This window comes from Pseudomonas sp. SWRI154 (assembly GCF_014268645.1).
In the GTDB taxonomy this organism is placed as follows: Bacteria; Pseudomonadota; Gammaproteobacteria; order Pseudomonadales; family Pseudomonadaceae; genus Aquipseudomonas; species Aquipseudomonas marvdashtae.
Map to the genome: position 1 here is coordinate 93,032 of NZ_JABWQW010000016.1, position 25,630 is coordinate 118,661.

General features: G+C 60.7%; 26 protein-coding genes. 14 read left to right on the forward strand and 12 right to left on the reverse strand.

Annotation, left to right across the window (positions count from 1 at the left end):
• Positions 1 to 37: 37 nt before the first annotated feature.
• On the reverse strand, positions 38 to 1,459 hold the full coding sequence (locus HU806_RS15990) for an amino acid permease (RefSeq protein ID WP_186612294.1): 1,422 nt from the start codon (positions 1,457 to 1,459) through the stop codon (positions 38 to 40).
• Between the two features lie 655 nt (positions 1,460 to 2,114).
• On the opposite strand from HU806_RS15990, the gene HU806_RS15995 reads away from it, so the two are divergent.
• Positions 2,115 to 2,252, forward strand: a complete 138-nt coding sequence (locus HU806_RS15995) for a hypothetical protein (RefSeq protein ID WP_042729498.1) — start codon at positions 2,115 to 2,117, stop codon at positions 2,250 to 2,252.
• Positions 2,253 to 2,336: 84 nt separating this feature from the next.
• A complete protein-coding gene (locus tag HU806_RS16000) occupies positions 2,337 to 3,302 on the forward strand; it encodes a CgnE/CgnB domain-containing protein (RefSeq protein WP_186612295.1) in 966 nt (321 codons plus the stop codon).
• Positions 3,303 to 3,457: 155 nt separating this feature from the next.
• On the opposite strand, the gene rluB is transcribed toward HU806_RS16000, so the two are convergent.
• The 6 genes from rluB to HU806_RS16030 form a co-directional block, all read right to left on the reverse strand.
• On the reverse strand, positions 3,458 to 4,693 hold the full coding sequence (gene rluB / locus HU806_RS16005; protein ID WP_186612296.1) for a 23S rRNA pseudouridine(2605) synthase RluB: 1,236 nt from the start codon (positions 4,691 to 4,693) through the stop codon (positions 3,458 to 3,460).
• Positions 4,694 to 4,837: 144 nt separating this feature from the next.
• A complete protein-coding gene (locus tag HU806_RS16010; RefSeq protein ID WP_186612297.1) occupies positions 4,838 to 5,029 on the reverse strand; it encodes a DUF1289 domain-containing protein in 192 nt (63 codons plus the stop codon).
• A gap of 42 nt (positions 5,030 to 5,071) precedes the next feature.
• Positions 5,072 to 6,031, reverse strand: coding sequence for an SMC-Scp complex subunit ScpB (gene scpB, locus HU806_RS16015; protein ID WP_186612298.1), 960 nt, complete (start codon positions 6,029 to 6,031; stop codon positions 5,072 to 5,074).
• An 11-nt stretch (positions 6,032 to 6,042) separates the two neighbouring features.
• Positions 6,043 to 6,873, reverse strand: a complete 831-nt coding sequence (locus HU806_RS16020) for a segregation and condensation protein A (protein ID WP_527251155.1) — start codon at positions 6,871 to 6,873, stop codon at positions 6,043 to 6,045.
• A complete protein-coding gene (locus HU806_RS16025) occupies positions 6,874 to 7,503 on the reverse strand; it encodes an L-threonylcarbamoyladenylate synthase (protein WP_053124883.1) in 630 nt (209 codons plus the stop codon).
• Between the two features lie 13 nt (positions 7,504 to 7,516).
• Complete coding sequence (locus tag HU806_RS16030) at positions 7,517 to 8,380, reverse strand: PHP domain-containing protein (RefSeq protein WP_186612299.1); 864 nt, start codon at positions 8,378 to 8,380, stop codon at positions 7,517 to 7,519.
• Between the two features lie 87 nt (positions 8,381 to 8,467).
• Here HU806_RS16030 and HU806_RS16035 point away from each other — a divergent pair, with 87 nt between their 5' ends.
• The 11 genes from HU806_RS16035 (at position 8,468) to HU806_RS16085 (ending at position 20,769) form a co-directional block, all read left to right on the forward strand.
• Positions 8,468 to 9,064, forward strand: a complete 597-nt coding sequence (locus HU806_RS16035) for a septation protein A (protein WP_186612300.1) — start codon at positions 8,468 to 8,470, stop codon at positions 9,062 to 9,064.
• 1 nt (position 9,065) lies between these two features.
• Positions 9,066 to 9,365: a YciI family protein gene (locus HU806_RS16040; RefSeq protein ID WP_186612301.1), complete on the forward strand. Its 300-nt coding sequence runs from the start codon at positions 9,066 to 9,068 to the stop codon at positions 9,363 to 9,365.
• A gap of 106 nt (positions 9,366 to 9,471) precedes the next feature.
• The gene (locus tag HU806_RS16045) at positions 9,472 to 9,882 is read left to right on the forward strand and encodes an SH3 domain-containing protein (protein ID WP_186612302.1); all 411 of its coding nucleotides are present in this window, start codon (positions 9,472 to 9,474) and stop codon (positions 9,880 to 9,882) included.
• 7 nt (positions 9,883 to 9,889) lie between these two features.
• Positions 9,890 to 10,567, forward strand: coding sequence for a response regulator transcription factor (locus HU806_RS16050; RefSeq protein ID WP_025215146.1), 678 nt, complete (start codon positions 9,890 to 9,892; stop codon positions 10,565 to 10,567).
• Between the two features lie 275 nt (positions 10,568 to 10,842).
• Positions 10,843 to 11,280, forward strand: coding sequence for a Spy/CpxP family protein refolding chaperone (locus HU806_RS16055; RefSeq protein ID WP_186612303.1), 438 nt, complete (start codon positions 10,843 to 10,845; stop codon positions 11,278 to 11,280).
• 68 nt (positions 11,281 to 11,348) lie between these two features.
• Entirely contained in the window at positions 11,349 to 12,689 is a 1,341-nt protein-coding gene (locus tag HU806_RS16060; RefSeq protein ID WP_186612304.1) for an ATP-binding protein, read from the forward strand.
• A gap of 115 nt (positions 12,690 to 12,804) precedes the next feature.
• Positions 12,805 to 14,232: a di-heme oxidoreductase family protein gene (locus HU806_RS16065; protein ID WP_186612305.1), complete on the forward strand. Its 1,428-nt coding sequence runs from the start codon at positions 12,805 to 12,807 to the stop codon at positions 14,230 to 14,232.
• A gap of 28 nt (positions 14,233 to 14,260) precedes the next feature.
• Positions 14,261 to 15,325 carry an imelysin family protein gene (locus HU806_RS16070; protein ID WP_186612306.1) on the forward strand — a complete coding sequence of 355 codons (1,065 nt, stop codon included), beginning with the start codon at positions 14,261 to 14,263 and terminating at the stop codon, positions 15,323 to 15,325.
• 2 nt (positions 15,326 to 15,327) lie between these two features.
• Entirely contained in the window at positions 15,328 to 16,425 is a 1,098-nt protein-coding gene (locus tag HU806_RS16075; RefSeq protein ID WP_186612307.1) for a DUF1513 domain-containing protein, read from the forward strand.
• 155 nt (positions 16,426 to 16,580) lie between these two features.
• Complete coding sequence (locus tag HU806_RS16080) at positions 16,581 to 17,729, forward strand: efflux RND transporter periplasmic adaptor subunit (protein ID WP_186612308.1); 1,149 nt, start codon at positions 16,581 to 16,583, stop codon at positions 17,727 to 17,729.
• Between the two features lie 13 nt (positions 17,730 to 17,742).
• Positions 17,743 to 20,769, forward strand: coding sequence for a multidrug efflux RND transporter permease subunit (locus HU806_RS16085; protein ID WP_186612309.1), 3,027 nt, complete (start codon positions 17,743 to 17,745; stop codon positions 20,767 to 20,769).
• 94 nt (positions 20,770 to 20,863) lie between these two features.
• Here the strand turns inward: HU806_RS16085 and HU806_RS16090 are convergent, their stop codons facing one another.
• The 5 genes from HU806_RS16090 to colR all read right to left on the reverse strand — a co-directional run bounded on the left by HU806_RS16090 (position 20,864) and on the right by colR (position 24,538).
• Positions 20,864 to 21,091: a hypothetical protein gene (locus HU806_RS16090; protein WP_186612310.1), complete on the reverse strand. Its 228-nt coding sequence runs from the start codon at positions 21,089 to 21,091 to the stop codon at positions 20,864 to 20,866.
• A 2-nt stretch (positions 21,092 to 21,093) separates the two neighbouring features.
• On the reverse strand, positions 21,094 to 21,801 hold the full coding sequence (locus HU806_RS16095) for a lipopolysaccharide kinase InaA family protein (protein ID WP_186612311.1): 708 nt from the start codon (positions 21,799 to 21,801) through the stop codon (positions 21,094 to 21,096).
• Positions 21,802 to 21,807: 6 nt separating this feature from the next.
• On the reverse strand, positions 21,808 to 22,476 hold the full coding sequence (locus tag HU806_RS16100) for a class I SAM-dependent methyltransferase (RefSeq protein WP_186612312.1): 669 nt from the start codon (positions 22,474 to 22,476) through the stop codon (positions 21,808 to 21,810).
• 111 nt (positions 22,477 to 22,587) lie between these two features.
• Positions 22,588 to 23,865 carry a sensor histidine kinase gene (locus HU806_RS16105; RefSeq protein ID WP_186612313.1) on the reverse strand — a complete coding sequence of 426 codons (1,278 nt, stop codon included), beginning with the start codon at positions 23,863 to 23,865 and terminating at the stop codon, positions 22,588 to 22,590.
• The gene (colR, locus tag HU806_RS16110) at positions 23,855 to 24,538 is read right to left on the reverse strand and encodes a two-component system response regulator ColR (protein WP_039591775.1); all 684 of its coding nucleotides are present in this window, start codon (positions 24,536 to 24,538) and stop codon (positions 23,855 to 23,857) included. Before colR ends, HU806_RS16105 begins: the two co-directional genes overlap by 11 nt.
• A 232-nt stretch (positions 24,539 to 24,770) precedes the next feature.
• On the opposite strand from colR, the gene HU806_RS16115 reads away from it, so the two are divergent.
• On the forward strand, positions 24,771 to 25,514 hold the full coding sequence (locus HU806_RS16115) for a phosphatase PAP2 family protein (RefSeq protein ID WP_186612314.1): 744 nt from the start codon (positions 24,771 to 24,773) through the stop codon (positions 25,512 to 25,514).
• The last annotated feature ends 116 nt before the right edge of the window (positions 25,515 to 25,630 follow it).

The window sequence follows — 25,630 nt, forward strand, 5'->3', positions numbered from 1 at the left end:
CCCGGCACTTGGCCGGGTTTGTCGTATGTCTGGATTGTTACTTGGCAGCGGCCGCCATTGCCAGTTCATGCCGGGCACTGCGCTTGTTCTTGATCACGTAGCACCCCCACATGAACATCACCCAGACCGGAATCGCATAGACCGAGATCTGAATGCCGGGGATCAACAGCATCACGCCCAGGATGAACACCACGAACGCCAGGCAGAGGTAGTTGCCATACGGATACCACAACGCCTTGAACAGCGGCGTCTGGCCAGACTGGTTCATGTGCTGGCGGAACTTGAAATGCGAGTAGCTGATCATCGCCCAGTTGATCACCAGCGTCGCGACCACCAACGACATCAGCAACTCCAGCGCATGCTGCGGGACCAGGTAGTTCAGCAGCACCGCCACCAGCGTGACCGTCGCCGATGCGAGGATCGAACGCACCGGCACGCCGCGCTTGTCGATTTTCGCCAGGGCCTTGGGTGCATCGCCCTGCTCGGCCATGCCGAGCAACATGCGGCTGTTGCAGTAAGTGCCACTGTTGTACACCGACAACGCCGCGGTCAACACGACGAAGTTGAGAATGTGCGCCGCGGTGTTGCTGCCCAGCATCGAGAACACCTGGACGAACGGGCTGCCGCTGTAGGCATCGCCGGATGCATTGAGCGTGGTCAACAGACTGTCCCACGGTGTCAACGACAGCAGCACCACCAGCGCGCCGATGTAGAAAATCAGGATCCGGTAGATCACCTGGTTGATGGCCTTGGGAATCACGGTTTTCGGTTTATCGGCTTCGGCAGCGGTGAAACCGAGCATTTCCAGGCCGCCAAAGGAGAACATGATAATGGCCATCGCCATGACCAGGCCGCTCACGCCGTTAGGGAAAAATCCGCCGTGGGCCCACAGGTTGGTCACCGAGGCTTGCGGGCCGCCGTTACCGCTGACCAGCAAATAGCTGCCCAGGGCAATCATGCCGACAATCGCCACTACCTTGATGATCGCAAACCAGAACTCGGCCTCGCCGAAAACTTTGACATTGGCCAGGTTGATGGCGTTGATCAAGACGAAAAACGCCGCCGCCGACGCCCAGGTCGGAATGTCCGGCGCCCAGTAATGAATGTACTTGCCGACCGCGGTCAGCTCGGACATGCCCACCAGGATATAGAGGATCCAGCAGTTCCAGCCCGAAAGGAAACCGGCGAAACCGCCCCAGTATTTATGGGCAAAGTGACTGAAGGAGCCGGCAACGGGCTCTTCGACGATCATTTCGCCAAGCTGGCGCATGATCATGAAGGCGATGAAACCGCAGATGGCGTAGCCGAGGATCATCGACGGGCCGGCTGATTTCAGCACCCCCGCCGAGCCGAGGAACAGGCCGGTGCCGATCGCGCCGCCGAGGGCAATCAACTGGATGTGGCGATTTTTCAGGCCGCGCTTCAGCTCGCCTGAATGCGTATTTTCTACAACGGTCATGCGTCACCTATTTGTTTTTATCTGTGACGAAATCGGACCCGACACGCTTGTGGCGTGGCGGAGTGAACAAGGCGGATAACCTTGAAAGTGCGTGGGTACGCGAAGGGTCACAGTAAAACGCGGCGCATTGTACACTGCAGTCCCCTTGCTGCCAGACACCACCCGATCAGTGTCTCACCCCGCACTTGAGGTCTGGCGCGCATCTGACCCTTCCCGCGGGATTGAAACAAGCGCCGCGAAGTATCCAAAAACGCGTCAAGCCGGGCCACTTGGCAGCTTTTTCTTACAGCCCTCCCAGATGCCAACACCCGTTCGCTCGAACGGCCAAAACCGTCAGCATTCCTTTACAAGCCGTAACGTAAAATTTCCATGCAGGAAGTTTCCAATGGATGACCGCAAATTGACGGTAGGTAGCTGCCTAACAAAAAACAGCCCCAGACGGCTGTTTTCAAAAGGGTAAATCTCCTTCAGAAATTGGAATAAAAAGTTCAAATGAAAAAAATAAATTATTTTTTTGCATTCCAAAAAACCCTCGACTAGGTTTTCCCCCACTTGCCACGGCATCGTGCCGGCGAGTTTTTGCGGCGCCGGTTCGCTCGGGCTCTGCTCACGAATCGGCCCGCGTTTTCCGCAAAAGTCATCTAGGAGATTCACTATGCAAACACTGGACAAAGACTTGGAAACCGAACTGCAACTGGATGAATGGTTCGAGGCACCGACCCATGAAGCCGCCGTTGAAATGATGCAAGCCGACGCCGTCGTTCCATTCGGCACGGCGATGTGGCCTCTGTAAGCGATACCCGGCGGAGCTGATCCGGCCGGTCGGCTCCGCCACCTTGCTGTCAGGACGCCAATCATTCGTCAGGGAAGAATAAGCATGGACACACAACGAGCCATCTCACATTTCCTTTACTACCTCGAACATCATCCCGCCCTGGCCGGCATCCAGCCCGCCAAGGTATTGCTCGGCCACACCGCCGACTACGAAGCATTGACCGGTGCCATCGCCGAACAGACTGGCAGTGGCTCGCCGTTCCAGTTCAGCGCCATGCGCCTGGATCTCGAAACTACCGAGCGCCTGGCACAGGCCATTGCCGAGAGCGATCTGTACATTTTCTTCTACGACTCTTCCACCCTGCCCAATCCACGTCCCGACGGCCCGGACTTTGTCCGTGCGCTGCAAAGCGTGATGGCGGACAACTGGAAGAAATCGCTGCTGTTCAAAGATTACGGCGACTATTTCTACGACACCTTCAGCGTCATCCCCCAACGCATCGCCGGGCTCAACAGTCACCTCATCCGCCGCATGTCCCAAGCCGCGACCTTGAGTTTCGAAGATGGCTACGGCTCATATTTCGACACGGCGTTGAGCGGCGTGAAGAAGTGGACCGACATCAATGGCGTCGGCAACTACGACCTCGCCCCCGGCGAAATTGCTACCCACAGCGACGCCATCAATGGCCAGGTGAAATTCGTCGGGACGTTTCTCAGCACGATTCCGTTCGCCCGCAAATACGGTGTGCTGCAATCGCCGCTGGAGCTGTGGATCGAAGATTCGACCATTCAGAAAATTGTCACCGACGTTCCGGGCCTGGAACACGATTTCAACCGATACCTGGACGCCAACCCATCGAACCGGCGTATCGAGGAATTGGGAATTGGCACCAACGAAGGCGTCAAGAGCCTGTACGCCCGCAATGCCGGTTTCGAAGAACGCCACTGTGGCTTGCACCTGGGGCTGGGCGGCGGGGCCAAGGGCAGCCATCATCTGGACCTGATCTTCGAAGGCGGAGTGCTGGCACTGGACAATAAGCCGATGTTTGATGGGCGGTTTGTGCTTTAGGGACAGTTTTGAGCTGCAAGCTGCAAGCTGCGAGCTGCAAGAAAGAGCTGGCACCGAGGGTGTGCCTTATCTGAAACGTATCATTCAGCCAAGCGAAAAAAAACGCCAACCCAACGGTTGGCGTTTCTTCTTGAAGCTTGAAGCCTACGGCCGCGTCACTCCGGCTTGCGGCGTCCAAACCCTGGACGCTGGCCGGAGCCGGCCGGCGCGCCACGGCGTTTGCCCGATGGTGCGTCACGGTCGGCCAGGATGATACCCGGACGCTTTTTCGGTGCAGGCTTGACCGGGCGCTTGGTGTCGGCCGGACGGTCGGCGACCGGTGTGCCGCGACCTGCCGGAGCGCCGCGACCTTCGCCACGCTCGGTACGGCCGTTAGCCGGACGTGGCGTACGCGGGCCGCGCTCGCCGTCCTGGCGCGGCGCCGGCTTGCGGGCCGGGCGTTCGCCTTCGAGCTGCGGCTCACGGGAAGGACGCGGGCCAGTCGCTACGCCTTCGGCAGCGGGGCGCAGCGTACGCACGCGCTCGGTCTTGCCCATCGGACGCGAAGACTTGCGCTGCATGCGATCCAGCTTGTCCTTGCTCTTGGCGGTCATCTGCGGCATCGCCACAGGCTTGAGGCCCACTTCAGCCGCCAGGATGTCGACTTCCTGCTGGGTCATTTCGCGCCAGCGGCCCATCGGCAGGTCGGAGTTGAGGAATACCGGACCGAAACGCACGCGCTTAAGGCGGCTGACCACCAGGCCTTGGGATTCCCACAGCCGACGCACTTCACGGTTTCGGCCTTCCATCACCACGCAGTGGTACCAGTGGTTGAAACCTTCACCGCCTGGGGCCTGCTTGATGTCGGTAAACCGCGCCGGGCCGTCTTCCAGCACAACGCCGGCCTTGAGGCGCTCGATCATTTCGTCATCGACTTCACCACGCACGCGCACGGCGTATTCGCGGTCCATCTCGTAGGACGGATGCATCAGGCGGTTGGCCAGTTCACCGTCGGTGGTGAACATCAGCAGACCGGTGGTGTTGATGTCCAGGCGACCGATGTTGATCCAGCGGCCTTCTTTCGGACGCGGCATCTTGTCGAATACCGTCGGGCGGCCTTCCGGGTCGTCACGGGTGCAGATTTCGCCGTCGGGCTTGTTGTACATGATCACGCGGCGCACCGTTTCGGCGGCCTCTTCGCGCTTGATCACCTTGCCATCGATGGTGATCGCGTCGTGCATGTCGACACGCAGGCCCAAGGTGGCGTCTTTGCCATTGACCTTGATACGGCCCTGGGTAATCCAGGCTTCCACGTCCCGGCGCGAACCGACGCCGATGCGGGCGAGGACTTTCTGCAGCTTTTCGCCTGCTGGGCCGATTTCCTGGCTGTCGTTCTGGTCTAGGTCTTTCATTTCTGGGCACCTCCCGGTGTGGTCGGGTCAGGCGTGGCCTGACGCTTTGAAAACAGGTCATTCGGCGAAGGGATCGCCAAAGGGTCGCGAATCATACGCTCGTTGAAACATTCGCGCATCAGAGACTAGCTGATCGTACAGCGCTCAGCGTTTTTTCCGCCGACCGGTGGCGCCAAGCTTGATCAGGCGCAGGGCCGCTTCGGCGAGTACGACGCGCTTGTCCTCTTTGTCGAGTTTTTTCCAGGCCTTGATTTCGCGCTTGCTGCGCCCGCAACCGATGCAAATATCATCGTCGAACTTGCAGAGGCTGATGCAGGGGTCTTTGGTGGCGCTCATGATAATTCCTGTCACGCCGCAAGGCCGGTATGGGCAAGCGGGTCAATCGTCGAACTGGCGCCGCTCGTTTTCAATCGCTTCGGCCAGGGCGCGGGCCTCGGCCTCTTCGTCGCTCAGCTCGGGTTCGGGCTCGCGCGGTTCGAGGGCGGCAACCGCAGCGAGCAGCTTTTCCCGTGCCTGTGCAACGCCGAGAATATCGTCTTCTGGTTCGGGTTCAGGCTCGGCCGCAAGTTCAACTGCATCGCCTTGCCGCGGCTGTTGTTCCGTCCCGTCTTGAATATCCGGAGCATCACGCAGCAAATCGTCGAAGTCGGTCTTCAGGCCCTCCTCCATGGTGTCCAGCTCCAGCAACAACGAATGGAAACTGGTCTCCTCCTTCGGCTCCTCAGTCTCGGCACTGGCATCGGCCAATTCTTGCAGGCTTTGAGGCACCGGGGCGTCGTCGAACCCGAGCATCGGTTCTGGCTCCAGCTCCCGCAGCTCGGCCAGCGGCGGCAGATCGTCGAGGTTTTTCAAGTTGAAGTGATCGAGAAAGGCCTTGGTGGTGGCAAACATCGCCGGTTTGCCCGGCACATCGCGATAGCCGACGACACGGATCCATTCGCGCTCCAGCAGCGTCTTGACGATATGGCTGTTGACCGCCACGCCCCGCACATCTTCTATCTCGCCCCGGGTGATCGGTTGGCGATAGGCGATCAGCGCCATGGTTTCGAGCATCGCCCGGGAATAACGTTGCGGCCGTTCCTCCCAAAGGCGCCCGACCCAGGGCGAGAATTTCTCGCGGATTTGCAGGCGATAACCGGACGCCACTTCCTTGAGCTCGAAAGCCCGTCCCTCGCAGGACTTGCCCAACAGCGTCAGGGCTTTCTTGAACACGGCTGGCTCGGGCCGCTCGCCTTCTTCGAAGAGTTCAAACAGGCGCTCCATCGATTGCGGCTTTCCAGAAGCCAACAGGAAAGCTTCAAGCAAGGGCGCCAGCTCGCGGGGTTCAGTCAGATTCATTGATTTGCTCGTTATTCGGCTCGTGCCCGCACGTGGATCGCTGCGAACGGCTCATTCTGCACCAGCTCGACCAAGGATTCCTTGACCAATTCCAGGACCGCCATAAACGTCACCACCACTCCCAAACGCCCTTCGTCGGCGGTGAACAGCTCGACGAACGGCACGAAGCCGCCGCCCTTGAGCCGCTCCAGCACATCACTCATGCGCTCGCGGGTGGACAGCGCTTCGCGACTGACCTGGTGACTCTCAAACATATCGCCGCGGCGCAACACCTCGGCCATGGACATCAACAGCTCTTCCAGGCTCACGTCCGGCAGCAACTTGCGCGCCCGCGCTTCAGGCGCATCAAGCTTGGGCACCACCACATCGCGCCCCACCCGGCTCAAGCCGTCGATGCCTTCGGCGGCGACCTTGAAGCGTTCGTACTCCTGCAAGCGGCGGATCAGTTCGGCCCGGGGATCGTCTTCTTCCTCTTCGACTTCGGCCGAACGCGGCAGCAACATGCGCGACTTGATTTCAGCCAGCATCGCGGCCATCACCAGGTATTCAGCCGCCAGCTCCAGGCGCACCGACTGCATCAGCTCGACGTAACCCATGTACTGCCGGGTGATTTCCGCCACCGGGATGTCGAGGATGTTGATGTTCTGCTTGCGAATCAGGTACAGCAACAGGTCGAGCGGGCCCTCGAAGGCTTCGAGAAAAACCTCGAGCGCATCCGGCGGGATATACAGGTCCAGGGGCATTTCCATGACCGCCTGGCCGTAAACCATGGCGAAGGGCAATTCCTGTTGCGCGCCGGCCTGGCTGTCGATGCTTTCGACGGCGGTTTCCACAACGGACATTCAGGCCTCGACCATGAACGGCGTCGGATCACCGCAGCCGACACGCACCACTTGCGGCTCGCCATCGGCGAGGTTGATCACGGTGGAGGCCGACATGCCGCCGAAACCGCCGTCGATGATCAGGTCCACTTGGTGCTCGAGTATCTGGCGCATTTCATAGGGATCGGTCAACGGCTCGGTCTCGCCGGGCATGATCAACGTCACGCTCATCAGCGGTTCACCCAACTCAGCCAGCAGCGCCAAGGCAATCGGGTGGCTCGGCACACGCAGGCCGATGGTGCGCTTTTTCGGGTGCAGCAACAGCCGCGGGACTTCCCGCGTGGCGTTGAGGATAAATGTGTAAGGCCCTGGCAGATGAGCCTTGAGCAGGCGGAAGGTACCGGTGTCGATCTTGGCGAACAGCCCCAACTGCGACAGGTCGCTACAGATGAGCGCGAAGTTGTGCTTGTCATCCAACTGGCGCAGGCGTCTTACGCGCTCCACAGCATTTTTATCGCCGATCTGGCAACCAATCGCGTAGGACGAATCGGTGGGGTAAACCACTACACCACCGCCACGGATGATCTCCACCGCCTGTTTGATCAGGCGCGCTTGCGGGTTTTCCGGATGAATCTGGAAAAATTGACTCACGTGTTCTACCTGTTCAGACGGCGGCGATAACGGGATCATGTTTGAATCTACACCATAGTGGTGGCAGATCTTCCGGCAACGGGCGGTATTCGCCAATCTCGGACCAGCCCCCCGGGCCATGGAAATCACTGCCGGCGGTCACCAGCAGTCCAAACTCCCGGGCGAGGATCGCCAGGCTGCCGACCTGCTCGGCCGGCTGATGGCCATTGACCACTTCGATGGCATGGCCCCCTGCTTGAATATAGTCGGCTATCAGGCGGCGGCGCTTGCTGCGTGTGAAATCGTAGTGCCAGGGATGCGCAAGGCTGATCCACGCCCCGGCGGCTCGCAGCGTCGCGACCGTTTCCTCGAGGGTGGGCCAATGCTGCTTGACGTCCCCCAGCTTGCCGGCCCCCAGCCATTTGCGGAAGGCTTCGGCACGATCCTTGACGTAACCTTCGCTCACCATCCAGTCGGCAAAATGCGGTCGGGCCGGTGCATTGCCGCTGTCGCCCAAGGCCTGCTGGATTTGCCGGGCGCCGTCCAGCGCACCGGGCATGCCCTTGAGGGCCAGCTTGCGGCTGATCTCCTCGGAGCGCAGCCAGCGACCGTCGCGCAACTGCGCAATGGCCTGGACCAGCGCCGGTGCATTCACATCGAAACCGTAGCCCAGCACATGGATGGTCGCCCCGCCCCAGGTGCAGGACAGCTCAACACCGTTGACAAGCTGCATGCCCAGCACGGTGGCGGCGCTGCGCGCCTCGTCCAGGCCTTCGAGGGTATCGTGATCGGTCAGGGCCAGGACTCGCACGCCGTGCTCGTACGCCCGCGCCACCAGAACCGCAGGCGCCAGGGCGCCATCGGAGGCCGTGCTGTGGCAGTGCAAATCAACATTCACGAGACTTTGTTACCTCAAATCAGCTGGCCCTATCGCGGCCAAGGATGTTTGTTATTATGCCGCCACATCCTGCTTCTGGCTGCCACTGTGAAACAATTCATCGATTTCATCCCGCTCCTGCTGTTTTTCATCGTCTACAAACTTGATCCACGGACCGTCGACATCGCCGGTCACTCGTTGACTGTTGGCGGTATCTACAGCGCCACCGCAGTGCTTATCATCAGTTCCCTGGTGGTCTATGGCGCGCTCTTCGTGTCCCAGCGCAAGCTGGAAAAAAGCCAGTGGCTGACCTTGATCGCCTGCCTTGTCTTCGGCAGCCTGACCCTGGCCTTCCACAGCGAGACCTTCCTGAAATGGAAAGCACCGGTGGTCAACTGGCTGTTTGCCCTGGCCTTTATCGGCAGTCACTTCATTGGTGACCGCCTGTTGGTCAAGCGCATCATGGGCCACGCCCTGAGCTTGCCAGAGGTGATCTGGACCCGGTTGAACATCGCCTGGATCGTTTTCTTCCTGTTCTGCGGCGCCGCCAACCTCTTCGTTGCATTCACGTTCCAGCAATACTGGGTCGACTTCAAGGTCTTCGGCAGCCTGGGCATGACCTTGCTGTTCCTGATTGGCCAGGGCATCTACCTGTCCCGTCACCTGCACGATGCCGACCCCACCACGCCAAAAACCGAGGACTGACATGCTCTACGCAATCATTGCCACCGACGTCGCCGATTCCCTGGAAAAACGCTTGGCCGCCCGCCCTGAACACCTGGAGCGGTTGCAACAGCTCAAGGCCGAAGGCCGCATCGTGCTGGCGGGCCCGCACCCGGCGGTGGACAGCAACGACCCGGGCGCCGCAGGGTTTACTGGCAGCCTGATCGTGGCCGAGTTCGATTCCCTGGTCGCCGCCCAGGCCTGGGCCGAGGCCGATCCGTTCGTGGCGGCCGGCGTCTACGCCAATGTCGTGGTCAAGCCGTTCAAGCAAGTCCTGCCGTAAATCCCCCTGGCGCGATGGGCCTTCGAGGCTCATTGCCGCCGTTGCTCATCTTTCTCATTTGCCTGCCGACAACCTGTCTAATCTCGATTGGAATCCAGGAGTTGCAATGCGCAAAGGTCCGTTGTGCCTGTTGTTGGTCTCGTTGGCGATCGGGGCGCCCGCCCATGGCGAGGAAAGTACCGAGGGCAGTCATTCGGCGCCGTTGTCCCTGAACGCCGGCGGCCAGATCGCTGAGTTGCAACAGCGCTTGAAAGACAGCGAGCGCATGCGCGAAGACCTGACCCAACAGCTGCAAAACGCCAACGGCGAACGCGAAACCGCGCTGGTAGCCCGGCTGCGCCAGGAAAACCAGCGCCTGAAATTGCAACTCAAGGAAGCCCAGGCCAGTCCCCTGCCACGCCTGCTGACCGAGCAACAACAATGGTTCGTCGTTGGCGCCGGGGTAGCGCTATTGGCCCTGCTCTGCGGTATCTTTGCCAGCGGTGGACGTAGACAACGTCGGCAATGGCTAAATTGAGTGAGTCATGAGCGAGCTGTTACTGATTGATGATGACCAGGAGCTGTGTGAGCTCCTCGGCAGTTGGCTGGGCCAGGAGGGTTTCCAGGTCCGTGCTTGCCACGATGGCCAAAGCGCCCGCAAGGCCTTGGCCGAAACTGCCCCGGCGGCGGTGGTGCTGGATGTCATGCTGCCCGACGGCAGTGGCCTGGAACTGCTCAAGCAGTTACGTAACGATCATCCGGAGTTGCCGGTGCTGATGCTCTCGGCCCGCGGCGAACCGTTGGACCGTATCCTTGGCCTGGAGTTGGGGGCTGATGATTACCTGGCCAAACCCTGTGACCCACGGGAATTGACCGCCCGCCTGCGCGCCGTGCTGCGCCGCAGCCATCCCGCGGCGGTGTCCAGCCAGATTGAACTCGGTGACCTGACCTTCAGCCCGGTCCGTGGCGTGGTCAGCATCGATGAGCAGGAACAGACCCTTACCGTTTCCGAAAGTCGCCTGCTCGAAGCGCTGCTCAAGCAGCCTGGCGAACCCCTGGACAAACAGGAGCTGGCGCAGATCGCCCTGGGCCGCAAGCTGACTTTGTATGATCGCAGCCTCGACATGCACGTGAGCAACCTGCGCAAGAAAATCGGCCCCCATCCCGACGGCCGCCCGCGGATCGTGGCGCTGCGTAGCCGTGGTTACTACTACAGCCTCTAGCAATGCACCGCCGCTACGGTTAACTGTGGCGAACGGGGCTTTTGTGGCGAGGGAGCTTGCTCCCGCTGGGCTGCGTAGCGGCCCCCAGATTTTGCGGTTGCTGCGCAACCGAGCGGGAGCAAGCTCCCTCGCCACGGGGTTTGTGCAGGCTGTTTGTCAGCATTGCATCAAACCGTCTTTACCCAAGCTTTACGCCTCCCTGACCGCCGCTGACCTTGATCTCCGTAATCTGCACACATCCGGAACTGACCGGGAATGAGACAAGGAGAAACACCATGCGCAAGACCCTTATCGCTCTGATGTTTGCCGCCACCCTGCCGACCGTCGCCATGGCCATGCCTGAAGGCCCCGGCCCGATGGGCCCGATGGACGGGCCGCGCCACGGCGGCCAGATGCACGACAAAGGTCCGTACAGCCAACTGGACCTGACCCACGAGCAACGCCAGCAGATCCGCAAGATCATGGGTGAGCAGCGTCACGAACGTCGCGAGCTGGTCGAAAAATACCTGGCCAAACTCTCGCCGGCCGATCAGAAAGCCATGAAGGACGAAATGCAGGCTCGTCACGAAAAGGTCGATGCCCAGATCCGTGGTCTGTTGAAACCTGAACAGCAGAAAGAGTTTGATGCGATCCAGAAAAAGCAGACCGAGCGTCGGGCCGAGTGGGCTGAATTCAAGGCGTGGAAAGCGCAACAGCCACAAAAAGCGCAATAATGCCTTGAAGCGCCCCCAGCCCAACGGCACACCGCCGTTGGGCTTTCCTGGTTTGTGAGGATAAATCCGTGCGTTCATTGTTCTGGCGCGTCCTGGCCAGTTTCTGGCTGGCCATCGCTCTGGTTGCAGGGCTTTCGATTCTCATGGGCCACATGCTGAATCAGGATGCGTGGATTCTCAGTCGCCATCCGGGTCTCAACACCCTGGCTGAGGAATGGACGCAGACCTACGAAAGCCAGGGCGAAGAAGCGGCCCAGGAGATTCTCAAACAGCGCAAGCGCCAGTATCACGTCGATGTCCAAGTGCTCAATGAAAGCGGCGACCCGGTTGTCCGAGGCACGTTTCCCCATCGTGCCGCGGCCTTCGAGGCGCGCCAGAACAACGACGACCGGCGCTTGCCCTGGCGGCGCCTGACCGACGAGTTCACCAGCGCCAAGACCGGCGACACGTATCTGTTCATCTACCGCATCCCCCACCCCGAATTGGATGCCTGGCACCGCGACAGCCTGCTCTGGCCGCTGAGTGCCTTGGCGATCGCGCTGGTGGTATTGACCTTGTTCAGCCTGTTGGTGACCCTCTCCATCACCCGGCCGCTGAGTCGCCTGCGCGGTGCGGTGCATGATCTGGGGCAGGCCACGTACCAGCAGAACAGCCTGGCCAAGCTGGCCAACCGCCGGGACGAGTTCGGTGTACTGGCCACCGACTTCAATCGCATGGGCGCGCGCCTGCAAAGCCTGATTGCCAGCCAGCGCCAATTGCTGCGCGACGTTTCCCATGAACTGCGCTCGCCCCTCGCCCGGTTGCGCATCGCCCTGGCGCTCGCCGAACGGGCCAATCCTGCGGAGCGGGAGAAACTGTGGCCACGCTTGACCCGCGAATGTGATCGCCTGGAAGCGCTGATCAGTGAAATCCTGGTTCTGGCCCGGGTCGATGCCGACAACGCCAGCGCCGAAGAGGTCGATCTCAACGGCCTGTTGGTCACGTTGCAAAAAGACGCCCAACTGGCCTCGCCTGAACAGATTGTCCAGCTGGCAGCGGAGCCGAACCTGACGCTTAAAGGCTGGCCTACGATGATCGAGCGGGCTGTGGACAATTTGCTGCGCAACGCCCAGCGGTTCAGTCCGAGCGGGCAGCCCGTGGAGATGCGTGCAGTGCAACAGGGCGAACGGCTCCTGATCAGCGTGCGCGACCATGGGCCAGGCGTGGAGGCCGAGCACCTGGGCCAGTTGGGCGAACCCTTCTACCGGGCCCCCGGCCAGACCGCCGCCGGCCATGGCCTGGGCCTGGCGATCGCCCGCCGCGCGGCGGAACGCCACGGGGGCGCGTTGGTATTGGCCAACCATCCGGAGGGCGGGTTCATCGCGACGCTAGAGCTGCCGCTGGTGCCGGGGGCCGTGGTGCAACCTTAAAAATGGACCTGTGGCGAGCGCGCCCTCCTCAAACCAAACGATAATTCCTCTTATTCAAACTGCCCTGCCCTGTTAGACTTTGCGCCCGCGTTTCACTCGTCCCGCAGGATCTCCAATGCCGTCGTTGTCTCTTCGCTTATGCGCACTGTTCCTGGCCCTGGGCCTGAGTGCCTGCGACGACGCCCCGCGTTTTACCCAGGCCGAACCCGGCGAAGCCAAATCCGGCGGCAGCGCGACGGTGCGCAAGGCCGATCAGAACGCCTTCTCCTTGCCTTCGGCCAACCTGGCGCCTTCGCGGCGCGTGGACTTCAGCGTCGGCAACAGTTTCTTCCGCAGTCCCTGGGTGATCGCCCCTTCGACGACCACCGCACGGGACGGACTCGGCCCCTTGTTCAATACCAATGCCTGCCAGAACTGCCACGTCAAGGACGGGCGCGGCCACCCACCGGCTCCGGATGCCGCCAACGCGGTGTCGATGCTGGTGCGCCTGTCGATTCCCGATGCGCCGCCCTATGCGAAGGTCATCGAACAACTCGGTGTCGTGCCAGAACCAACGTATGGCGGCCAGTTGCAGGACATGTCCGTACCTGGCGTCGCCCCGGAAGGCAAGGTGCGGGTCGACTACACACCCGTCCCTGTGCGTTTCAAGGACGGCACCGTCGTGGAACTGCGCAAGCCAAACCTGCAGATTACCCAGCTGGGTTATGGCCCGATGCACCCGGACACGCGTTTTTCGGCCCGCGTCGCCCCGCCAATGATCGGCCTGGGCCTGCTGGAAGCCATCCCCGACGAAGCCATCCTGGCAAATGCCGAGGCCCAGGCGCGGGAGAACAACGGCATCGCCGGGCGCCCCAACCGGGTCTGGGACGATGTGCAGCAGAAAACCGTGCTGGGGCGTTTCGGCTGGAAAGCCGGACAGCCCAACCTCAATCAACAGAACGTCCACGCGTTCTCCGGTGACATGGGCCTGACGACAAGCCTGCGGCGCTTCGACGACTGCACCGAGGCCCAGGTCGATTGCAAACACGCGCCCAACGGCAATGGCCCGGAAGGCGAGCCGGAAGTCAGCGACAACATCCTGCGCCTGGTGCTGTTCTACAGCCGCAACCTCGCCGTACCGGCCCGGCGCGAAGTGAACTCACCCCAGGCCTTGGCGGGCAAGAATCTGTTTTTCCAGGCCGGTTGCCAGTCCTGCCATACGCCCAAATACACCACCGCCGCCAACGCCGCCGAACCGGAGCTGGCCAATCAGGTCATCCGCCCTTACACCGATCTGCTGTTGCACGACATGGGCGAAGGCCTGGCCGACAACCGCAGCGAATTCAAGGCCAGCGGCCGTGACTGGCGGACGCCGCCGCTGTGGGGAATCGGCCTGACTGAAACCGTCAGTGGGCACACCCAGTTCCTGCATGACGGCCGCGCCCGCAACCTGCTCGAAGCCGTGCTTTGGCATGGCGGCGAAGCCCAGGCGGCGCAACGACAAGTCTTAGCCTTCGATGCCGAGCAACGCGCCGCGTTGTTGGCCTTCCTTAATTCTCTTTAAACGTACGTTCCAGAAACGGGAGCCCGACATGTTCCGTCCCAAGCTGTTGTTCACCAGCCTCGCCGCCATCGCCCTGGGAGCCTGCTCGCCCCAGGACCCGCAAGCCGTCACGTCGGCCGCCATTGCCAAGCAGGTGATCCTGCCGACCTACAGCCGTTGGGTCGATGCCGATCGGCAGTTGGCGACCAGCGCCCTCGCGTTCTGCCAGGGCAAGGAAAACCTGGAAAGCGCACGCGCCGACTTTCTCAAGGCACAAAAAGCCTGGGCCGAGTTGCAACCGCTGCTGATCGGTCCGCTGGCCGAAGGCAACCGCGCCTGGAAGGTGCAGTTCTGGCCGGACAAGAAAAACCTCGTGGGTCGCCAGGTCGAGCAACTGGTCAACAGCCAGCCACAGATCGACGCCGCCGGCCTGGCTCAGTCCAGCGTCGTCGTGCAAGGGCTTTCGGCCTACGAATACCTGCTGTTCGACGCCAAGATCGACATGGCCGACAGCGCGCAGAAGGCCAAGTACTGCCCACTGCTGATCGCCATTGGCGAACGCCAGAAGCAACTCGCCGAAGAAATCCTATCGAACTGGAACACCAGCGACGGCATGCTCGCCCAGATGAGCAAATTCCCGAACCAGCGCTATGCCGATTCCCACGAAGCGATCGCCGATCTGCTGCGCGTCCAGGTCACCGCCTTGGACACCCTGAAGAAGAAGCTCGGCACGCCGATGGGGCGCCAGAGCAAGGGCGTGCCGCAGCCGTTCCAGGCCGATGCCTGGCGCAGCCAATCGTCGCTGCAAGGACTGGAAGCCAGCCTCAGCGCCGCCAGGACCGTGTGGATCGGCGTGGACAACAAAGGCCTGCGAGGCTTGTTGCCAAGTGACCAGAAACCGCTGGCCGACAAGATCGACGCCGCCTACGACGCCTCATTGAAACTGTTCGCCAGCAGCCAGCGCTCACTGGCCGAAATGCTCAGTGACGATGCCGGGCGCCAACAACTCAACGACCTGTATGACAGCCTCAACGTCGTCCATCGCCTGCACGAAGGCGAACTGGCCAAGGCGCTGGGCATTCAACTGGGCTTCAACGCCAACGACGGTGACTGATCATGTTTCGACGTCAGGCTCTGGCGCTCGGCAGCTTGCTGCTGGGCGCCGTTACCCTGGGCGGCTGGACGCTGTTCAAGCAAAAGGACAAGAGTCCGCTGCTGCTTTCGGCACGGGACGATGGCGACGGCAAGCACTACGCCGTCGGCTATCGACTGGACGGCACCCGGGTGTTTGCCACCCAGGTCGGCCAGCGTTGCCATGACATCATCAATCATCCGACGCAGCCGATTGCGCTGTTCGTTGCCCGCCGTCCAGGCACCGAAAGCTACCTGATCGACTTGCGCGACGGTGCGTTGTTGCAAACCATCACCTCATTGCCGAACCGGCACTTCTACGGCCATGCGGTGATTCATCGCAGCGGTGAATGGTTGTATGCCACCGAGAACGACACCCGCGATCCGGGACGCGGCCTGCTGGGTGTGTACCGCTTCGAGGGCGAGCGGCTGGTGCACAGTGATGAGATTTCCACCCACGGCATCGGCCCCCACCAAGTGTCGTGGATGCCCGACGGCGAGACTTTGGTGGTGGCCAACGGCGGTATTCGCACCGAGGCCGAAAGTCGCGTCGAGATGAACCTCGATGCCATGGAGCCGAGCCTGGTGCTGATGCGCAGAGACGGCACGTTGTTGAGCAAGGAAACCCTCCCCCAACAGATGAACAGCGTGCGCCACATGGGCATCGCCAGCGACGGCACCATTGTCACTGGCCAGCAGTTCATGGGCGCCGCACACGAGTCATCGCAACTGCTGGCAATCAAGCGACCGGGCCAACCGTTCCAGGCGTTCCCAGTGCCTGAACACCAGTTGCAAGCCATGGGGCACTACACCGCCAGCGTGGCCGTAAACAGCGACCTGCGGCTGGTGGCCCTGACGGCGCCACGGGGTAACCGGTTTTTCATCTGGGACCTGGACAGCGGCGAGATTCGCCTGGACGCGCCCCTGCCGGACTGCGCCGGAGTGGGTGCGGTCGCCGACGGGTTTGTCGTGACATCCGGCCAGGGCCGTTGCCGTTATTACGATTGCACGCAGACACAACTGGTTGCAAAGCCCTTGGATCTGCCAGCGGGGCTCTGGGACAACCATTTGCATTTGGTCTGAGCGAGGGGGAGCGAAGCCCATCGACGCCGAGCTCCCTATTCTCGGAATAATCCCACACATCACGGGCACAACAGCATATGGAATACACCGCCCACTCGGAGTAATGTGCCCGCCTATCTGTTTCTTCTCACGGCTCTTTTCCAAGGAAGTGGAACATGCTGCGACGCCGCATGCTGATCATGTTGGGTGTTGTCCTGCTGGTGGTGCTGTTGCTGGCGGGCTACAAGGCCTTCTCGATCTACCAGCAAATCCAGATGTTTTCTGCACCCAAACCGCCGGTCAGCGTCGCCGTGGCCGAGGCCACCGAGCTACCCTGGCAGTCTCGCCTGCCCACCGTAGGCAGCCTCAAGGCCCTGCAAGGCGTTGACCTGAGCCTGGAAATTGCCGGGACCGTGCAAAAGGTGCAGTTCGAATCAGGGCAGAAGGTCAAGGCAGGCCAACCGATCCTGCAACTGGACAGCGAAGTCGAGAGTGCCCTGCTGGAAACCGCACAGGCCGACCTCGGCCTGTCACAGCTGGACTTCGGCCGCGGCCGTCAACTGGTGGGCAGCCAGGCAATTTCCAAGGGCGAATTCGACCGTCTCTCGGCACAGTTGAAAAAGAACCAGGCCACGGTCAACCAGCTCAAGGCTTCGTTGGCGAAGAAACACATCGTCGCGCCGTTCAGCGGCACCATCGGCATTCGCCAGGTGGACGTCGGCGACTACCTGGCCAGCGGCACGGTGATCGCGACCCTGCAAGACCTCAGCAGCCTTTATGTGGACTTCTACGTGCCTGAGCAGACGGTGCCTCGATTAGCTATCGCCCTGCCGGTCAACGTCAGCGTCTCGGCATACCCCGGCCAGACCTTCACCGCCACCATCAGCGCCATCAACCCCAAGGTCGAGGACAGCACTCGCAACGTGCTGGTACGCGCCACCCTCGCCAACCCCGACGGCAAATTGTTGCCCGGCATGTTCGCCAATCTGCAGGTCATCCTGCCCGATGTGGCCGCCGGCATCGTCGTGCCGGAAAGCGCCGTGACCTACACGCTCTACGGCAACTCCATGTACGTGGTCACGCAAAAGAAAGCCGCCGACGGCAGTGTCGAAAAGGATGACAAGGACCAGCCGCTGCTGATCGCCGAACGACGCTTCGTCGAGACCGGCGAACGGCGTGACGGCAAGGTGCTGGTGACCAAGGGCTTGCAGAGCGGCGAACAGGTCGTGATCGCCGGCCAGATCAAACTGGACAACGGTACGCCCATCGCCATCGGCGATGACAAGACCCTGACCGAACAGAACAGCCCGCCACGCGCGGACTGATCAAGGAACCCCCATGGCTTTTACCGATCCGTTCATCCGCCGTCCGGTGCTTGCCACCGTGGTCAGCCTGCTGATCGTGCTGCTGGGCTTCCAGGCCTGGAGCAAGTTGCCCCTGCGGCAGTATCCGCAGATGGAAAACGCCTTGATCACGGTGACCACCGCTTACCCGGGGGCCAACGCCGAAACCATCCAGGGCTACATTACCCAACCGATGCAACAGAGCCTGGCCAGTGCCGAGGGCATCGACTACATGACATCGGTCAGCCGCCAGAACTTTTCGGTCATCTCGGTCTATGCCCGTATCGGTTCCAACAGCGACCGGCTCTATACCGAACTGCTGGCCAAGGCCAGCGAGGTCAAGAACGAGCTGCCCCAGGAATCGGAAGACCCAGTGCTCAGTCGCGAGGCCGCCGACGCCTCGGCACTGATGTACATCAGTTTCTTCAGCAAGGAATTGAACAATCCACAGATCACCGACTATCTGTCGCGGGTGATCCAACCCAAACTGGCGACACTGCCTGGCATGGCTGAGGCCGAGATCCTCGGCAACCAGGTCTTTGCCATGCGCTTGTGGCTGGACCCGGTCAAGCTCGCCGGTTTCGGCCTGACCGCCGCCGACGTGACCAATGCCGTGCGCCAGCACAACTTCCTCTCCGCAGCCGGTGAAGTGAAAGGCGAGTACGTGGTCACCAGCATCAATGCCAACACCGAGCTCAAGTCCGCAGAAGCATTCGCCGGGATTCCACTCAAGACCGAAGGCGACAGCCGCGTGTTGCTGCGGGACGTGGCACGGGTGGAAATGGGTGCCGAAAACTACGACACCGTCAGCTCCTTCGGTGGCACGCCTTCGGTATACATCGGCATCAAGGCAACACCGGGCGCCAACCCCCTCGATGTCATCAAGGAAGTGCGCAAGATCATGCCGGAGGTGGAGGCGCAGTTGCCCTCCAACCTCAAGGCCGAGATCGCCTACGATGCGACGCTGTTCATCCAGGCGTCTATCGACGAGGTGGTAAAGACCCTGTTCGAGGCAGTGCTGATCGTCATCGTCGTGGTGTTCCTGTTCCTCGGCGCGCTGCGTTCGGTACTCATCCCAGTGGTGACCATTCCATTGTCGATGATCGGCGTGATGTTCTTCATGCAGCTCATGGGTTATTCCATGAACCTGCTGACATTGCTCGCCATGGTGTTGGCGATCGGTCTGGTGGTGGACGACGCCATCGTGGTAGTGGAGAACATTCACCGGCACATCGAAAAAGGCAAGACCCCGTTCGACGCCGCGATAGATGGCGCGCGCGAAATAGCCATGCCGGTGGTCTCGATGACCATCACGCTGGCGGCGGTGTATGCGCCGATTGGCCTGCTCGAAGGCCTGACGGGGGCGCTGTTCAAGGAGTTCGCACTGACCCTGGCCGGGGCGGTGGTGATATCCGGAATCGTCGCCCTGACCCTGTCGCCGATGATGTGCGCGATGCTGCTGCGCCATGACGAAAACCCGTCGGGACTGGCCCATCGACTGGACGTGATCTTCGAACGCTGGAAGAGCCGTTACCAGCGCATGCTTCACGGCACGCTCAATACCCGTCCGGTGGTCCTGGTGTTTGCCGTGATCGTCCTGCTGCTGATCCCGGTGTTGATCATGTTCACCCGGTCGGAACTGGCGCCCGACGAAGACCAGGGCATCATCTTCATGATGGCGAACGCCCCACAGCCCACGAACCTCGACTATCTGAACAGCTACACCGATCACTTCATTACCATCTTCAAGGAGTTTCCGGAGTACTACTCCTCGTTCCAGATCAACGGCTACAACGGCGTGCAATCGGGCATCGGCGGTTTCCTGCTCAAGCCTTGGAACGAACGCAGCCGCACACAAATGGAAATCCTGCCCGAAGTCCAGGCCAAGCTGGAAAGCGTACCTGGCCTGCAGATCTTCGGTTTCAACCTGCCTTCACTGCCCGGAACCGGCGAAGGCCTGCCGTTCGCTTTCGTCATCAATTCGCCGAAAGACTATGCAACGCTGCTGGAGGTTGCCGACCGGGTGAAAAAACGCGCGGTGGAATCCGGCAAATTCGCTTTCATGGACATCGACCTGGCTTTCGACAAGCCTGAAGTAGTGGTGGACATCGATCGTGGAAAGGCTGCCCAGATGGGCGTTTCGATGCAGGACCTGGGCGGAACCTTGGCGACATTGCTGGGTGAATCCGAGATCAACCGTTTTACGCTCGAAGGGCGCAGCTACAAGGTCATCGCCCAGGTCGAACGACCGTTCCGGGACAATCCGGACTGGTTGAACAACTACTACGTGAAGAATGCCCAGGGTGAATCGCTACCGTTGTCGACGCTGATCAAGGTGAGCGACCGGGCCCGACCGCGGCAACTGAACCAGTTCCAGCAGCTAAACGCCGTCACGATCTCTGGCTTCCCCACGGTGAGCATGGGCGAGGCCATCGAGACCGTGCGCCAGATTGCACGCGAGGAAGCGCCGGTAGGATTCTCCTTCGATTACGCCGGTGCTTCGCGCCAATTCGTACAGGAGGGCAGCGCGCTGTGGGCAACCTTTGCCCTGGCACTGGCCATTATCTTCCTGGTGCTGGCTGCGCAGTTCGAAAGTTTCCGGGACCCGCTGGTGATCCTGGTAACAGTGCCACTGTCCATTTGCGGAGCGCTGATCCCGCTGTTCCTCGGGTGGTCGAGCATGAATATCTATACCCAGGTGGGGCTGGTGACGCTGATCGGATTGATCAGCAAGCACGGCATTCTCATCGTCGAGTTCGCCAACCAGCTGCGCAAGGAACAAGGCCTGAGCCCGCGGGATGCCGTGGAACAAGCGGCGTCGATTCGCCTGCGGCCCGTATTGATGACCACCGCCGCGATGGTGTTCGGCATGGTGCCGTTGATCCTGGCCACAGGAGCCGGGGCGGTAAGCCGCTTCGACATCGGCATGGTCATCGCCACGGGCATGACGGTCGGCACCTTGTTCACATTGTTCGTATTGCCCTGCGTATACACCTTGTTGGCAAAACCGGACAAAGCCTGAGACACAAGCATCACGGGACGCCTGTGGCGCATGGAATCCGCAAGAAAATAAAAGGCCTCGCAACTGCGAGGCCTTTTATTTTCAATCATGGCACTTAACTCTGGGGCCGCATGCCTTGAGACAGGCTGAACATGAACAGCAACAGGTCGTCATCCGGTCGGATCGCCTCGCTGGTCTTGGCCACGCGAGGCACAGGGCAATGCGCGCCAACCGTGGAGGCACTGAGGATTTGCGAACGCGGCTGTTCCCACACCGCCACCGCCATTGATGCAACTGCCAGGGCTCCGACTAAAAATAAACCTCTAGCAATTTCTAGTTTCATCGCTATAAACCTTTGATAGCGCTGCCAAACGCCGTCTCGTAAAAATAGACCAGTTTTTTCCAGTCGGCGCCTTGGAACGACGAATGGCGCCGTAGCTGCTTCATGTCGTGGTACGCCGCACTTCGAGCGGTCAGGCGTTGCCTGCATTTCTCCAGATCCAGCAATGCCACTTCGGCCTTGGCCGATTCGCCTTCTCCGGCCACACGCACAAATACGTGCTTGATGTAGAGACAGCCATGCTGCCAACGCCCCTTGTGCATGCGAGCGAGGTTTTCAGCCAATGCCTCGAGGATACGGTCATGAACTGCCTCGCCATGACGTTCGCGACCGCCCGCCGCGTACCAATGCTCGATTTCCTCGAAGCCATCCAGCGCTTGGGTAACCAGCAGCGCGCGCCATTTATGTACCGGGTCCCGCTGCGCACCGCAAAAGACAATCTGGGGGACCGTGACATTGAGTTTGGTCAAGGCCAAAAGCGCTCGTTCTTCGCGCAGCACCGTCGGGCGACCGAACGGGTACAGCAGGCTGCGGTAGATGTGGCCAGTCTGGCGCTTTGCATAAAGCAGTGCTCCATCGCTGCTAAGCCGCTGCACACCACTTTCACCGCCACGCCGCGTATTGGGTTCTTCGACCCACTCCCCGCGCTGATTCCAAAAATGATCAAAGCAAGTATGAGAAGCCGCTGGGGCTTCTACTGCCGATACAGCCATGCCCTGTTACCCCTTGCGTAATACATAAACTCGCCACATGGCATAGAGCGGTAGGAAATCAAGTTGTTCCAGAATGCGAAACCCAGCCTGTCGGAATTCGTCCTCTACTGTAGCAGCCGGTAACACAAATCGGTTTTGGTAGTCTTTCTGCCCACGCGTGCGCTCCAGGCGCTTGCGTTTCCAAGCCTTGAAATTGCCATCGACCCACAACGAAACGATCACGCTGTCACGGCTGACACGCTCGAATTCCCGCAGGATCGCCAGGCGGTGCGCGGGTTCCCCAATGTGGTGCAGCAAGCGCATGCAAAAAATGCTGTCGACGGCGTTATCAGGCAAGGCGATGTCGAACGCAGAAGTGTGCAAGGGTTGTACCCGTTTTACGGCGTCGGCGGGTTGAACGCTCATTGCGGTCTTCAACATGGCTTCGGAATTGTCCGCACCGATGATTACCCGGTTCGGTTTTTCCGCCAGCAAGGACCAGAAACGCCCTGCGCCGCACGGCAGATCCAAGACCAAGCCTGGATCACCGGCCAGGGCCAGGGCGCGGCGGGCCAGTTGTTGGTCCCGCAGGTTGGAGAGACGGCGACTCAGGCCGCTGCGATGCTTATGAAAATACTCTTTGGCGTGCTGTTCATCGTACTTTTCGGAAAAATCCAGCTTGATGGCTTTGGACATTGGGGGGCTCTCCGTTATTGATCAGCCCACCCTATGAACCGGCATGTCATCGCCGCGTGAAAAAACCGTCATGTAACCGAAGGAATCATTTCAAGTTTTTTCGGCGAGCCGTCATCCCTTCGGATTCAAATCCACTTCGAAACGGCAGCCGTTAGGCTCCATCGTGCTAAGGCTGACTGTCCAACCCTGGTCCTCGCAAATTCGCTGCACCAACGACAGGCCCAGCCCCAAACCCTCACCGCGCTTTTCATTACCGCGCACGAATGGCTCGAACATCGCCTCGCGCTTCTCCTCGGGAATCCCCACGCCGCTGTCTTCGACCACGAACCCCGTAGCGGTCAGCGAGACGCGGATAAAACCCTGGTCGGTATAGTGCAAGGCGTTACGCAGCAAGTTCCCCATGACGGCAGTCAGGAATGTGGCGTTATACGGCGTATCGGTGGTGTGCCCTGGATCGAAGACCAACGTGAGGCCCTTGGACTCGATGGGCGTTCGCCAGACCCCGAGAAGGTTTTCTGCCACCTGTCCCAATGTCGCCTGAGGCGACATGCCGTTGTCTTCACGCTGGGCCCGGGCGAGCATCAGGAAGGTCTGCACCAGCTCGCGCATTTCTTCGCTGGCACGGTTGATGCGCTCGACCTGAGTGCGCCCTCGCTGATCCAGTGCCGGGTTTTCCAACAGCAGTTCGCAGGACGTGGCCAAGACCATCAACGGGGTGCGCAGCTCATGGCTGACATCGCTGGTGAACAGCCGCTCACGGGTCAGGGCTTGGCGTAGCCGCCCCAATGTCGCGTCGAAGGCCACGGCCAGCTCGCCCACTTCGTCGGCGGCATAGTCCGGAGCCAGCGGCGGAGCAAGTCCCAGGAGCTGGTCGCGATGCCGCACTTGCCGGGCCAGGCGAACCACCGGCGCCATCACTCGGCGTGCCAGCACCCAGCCCAGGAATACCGCCAACGCCAGACTGAGCACGAACCCCACCAGCACCACGGCGAAGAGCACGCGTTCGCGCTCTTCGAAGTCGCTCTGGTCTTGCAATAACACGTAGTGCCGGCCGTCCACGATCTCCACCATCGCGTGATAGGACAGTTGCTCGCGAAACACTTCATGGAAGCCACGGTCGAGGTGACGCAAATCCTTGGGCAACTCGAAATCACCCGGGCCGCCACTGAAGTAGAACAATTGGTCGGGTTCAGGGCGATGACTCCAGTCGGAAACACTGTCCATCAGCAGCAGGCGCTGCAGGTCTCCGCCGAGTCCGGCGGAAATCAGTTTTTCTTCCACCAGGTGAACCGTTGCCACGATGCCGAGGGCAAAAGCCCCGGCCACCAACGCGCTCATCAGCGCGAAAGCGATGATGATCCGTTGGGCAAGGCTTTGCTTAAACTCCATCCCGGCCCTCGGCCAAGCGGTAACCAACGCCGTGCACGGTGTGCAGCAGCGGCTTCTCGAACGGCTTGTCGATCACCTGGCGCAACTGGTGGACATGGCTGCGCAGGCTGTCACTGTCCGGACAATCGTCTCCCCACAAGGCCTCTTCGAGGATTTCGCGGCGCAGCACATGAGGGCTTTTCTGCATCAATACCGCCAGCAGCTTCAGGCCAACGGGGTTGAGCTTGAGCAGCCGCCCTTCACGGGTCACTTCCAATGTATCGAGGTCGTAGCTCAAGTCTCCGACCTGCAGGGCACGCCGACCGCCGCCCTGGGCGCGTCGCATGACCGCTTCGATCCGCGCTGCCAGCTCGGACAAGGCAAAGGGTTTGACCAGATAATCGTCAGCCCCGGATTTGAACCCTTGCAGACGGTCGTCCAATTGGTCTCGCGCAGTGAGCATGATCACCGGCGTGTCGCGCCGGGCGTCTTCGCGCAAGCGCTTGCACAAGGTGTAGCCGTCGATGCCCGGCAGCATGATATCGAGCACGATCAAGTCGTAGTGCTCGGTCGCAGCCAGGTGCAACCCCGACAAACCGTCCTGGGCGCAATCGACGGTATAACCCTTGAGCCCCAGGTAATCGGCCAGGTTGGCCAGGATGTCACGGTTGTCTTCGACTAATAGAATTCGCATGGGCATCTCCTCTGCGCACGTAGGCAATCGTCGTGGCCCGCGCAGCTTAAGGCCAAGCGTGCCACACCGCCAGGGTTGTATCCGCTTGTGTCGGGCCAGCGGGGAGCAACCCCAAGAAGAGAGCCCGCTGGATTGACGAGTTTTTCACCACGGATTCACGCCTCGCCAACGCCGCGTGGAACAGACTCCGCATCACCTGCTGCCCACGAAGACTTCCCACATAGGTAACGCCATGGTTTCCACCGCCTTGCGCCCCGCTTCCAGACCGCTGAACTTACGGACCGCCCTGGGTATTCCTGCCGCAGTCGCGCTCATTCTGGTGCTGCTGGAATTGAGCACGCTGGATATGACATTGGCCAAGCTTTTCTACAGCCCCGCTGATGGCGGATTCATCGGCCGGCACAGTTTTTTTCTCGAAGACATCCTGCACGACCGGGCCAAACAACTGGTCATCGTCTTTTCGGTCCTATCGGTCCTCGGCTTCGTCGCTTCGTTTTTTATTGCTCGACTCGCGCCTTTCAAACGGGAACTGGGTTGCCTGGTCCTGTCGCTCGCGCTGGCAACTGCCTTTGTCACGCCGCTCAAAGCGGTGACGGCCGTGCAATGCCCCTGGAGCCTGAAGGAATTTGGCGGCAAGGAAACCTACAGTGAATTGCTGAGCCCGCGTCCGGCGACGGACAAACCTGGCCGCTGCTGGCCAGGCGGGCACGCCGCCACTGGTTTTACACTCTTCGCGCTGTTTTTCGTATTGCGTGACCGCCGCCCTCGCCTGGCTCGCCAGGCACTTATCTTTGCATTTGGGCTGGGTACGGTGTTTTCGGTGGGCCGGATGATGCAAGGGGCGCACTTTTTCTCCCACAACGTATGGACGGCAGTGTTCTGTTGGCTGATTTGCCTGGGCTGTTATTACTGGGTTCTTTACCGACCGGCCTCCAAGGATGAGCGTGCGGTTGGCATTCAGCCCGTCAGCGCCTGAGCTCGCTTCGCTGGGTGAATCGCACATCGAGTAGGAGGCGGATTTACATCCGCCGTCCTCTCACACCACCGTACGTACGGTTCCGTATACGGCGGTTCAGGTTATACGGATAAACC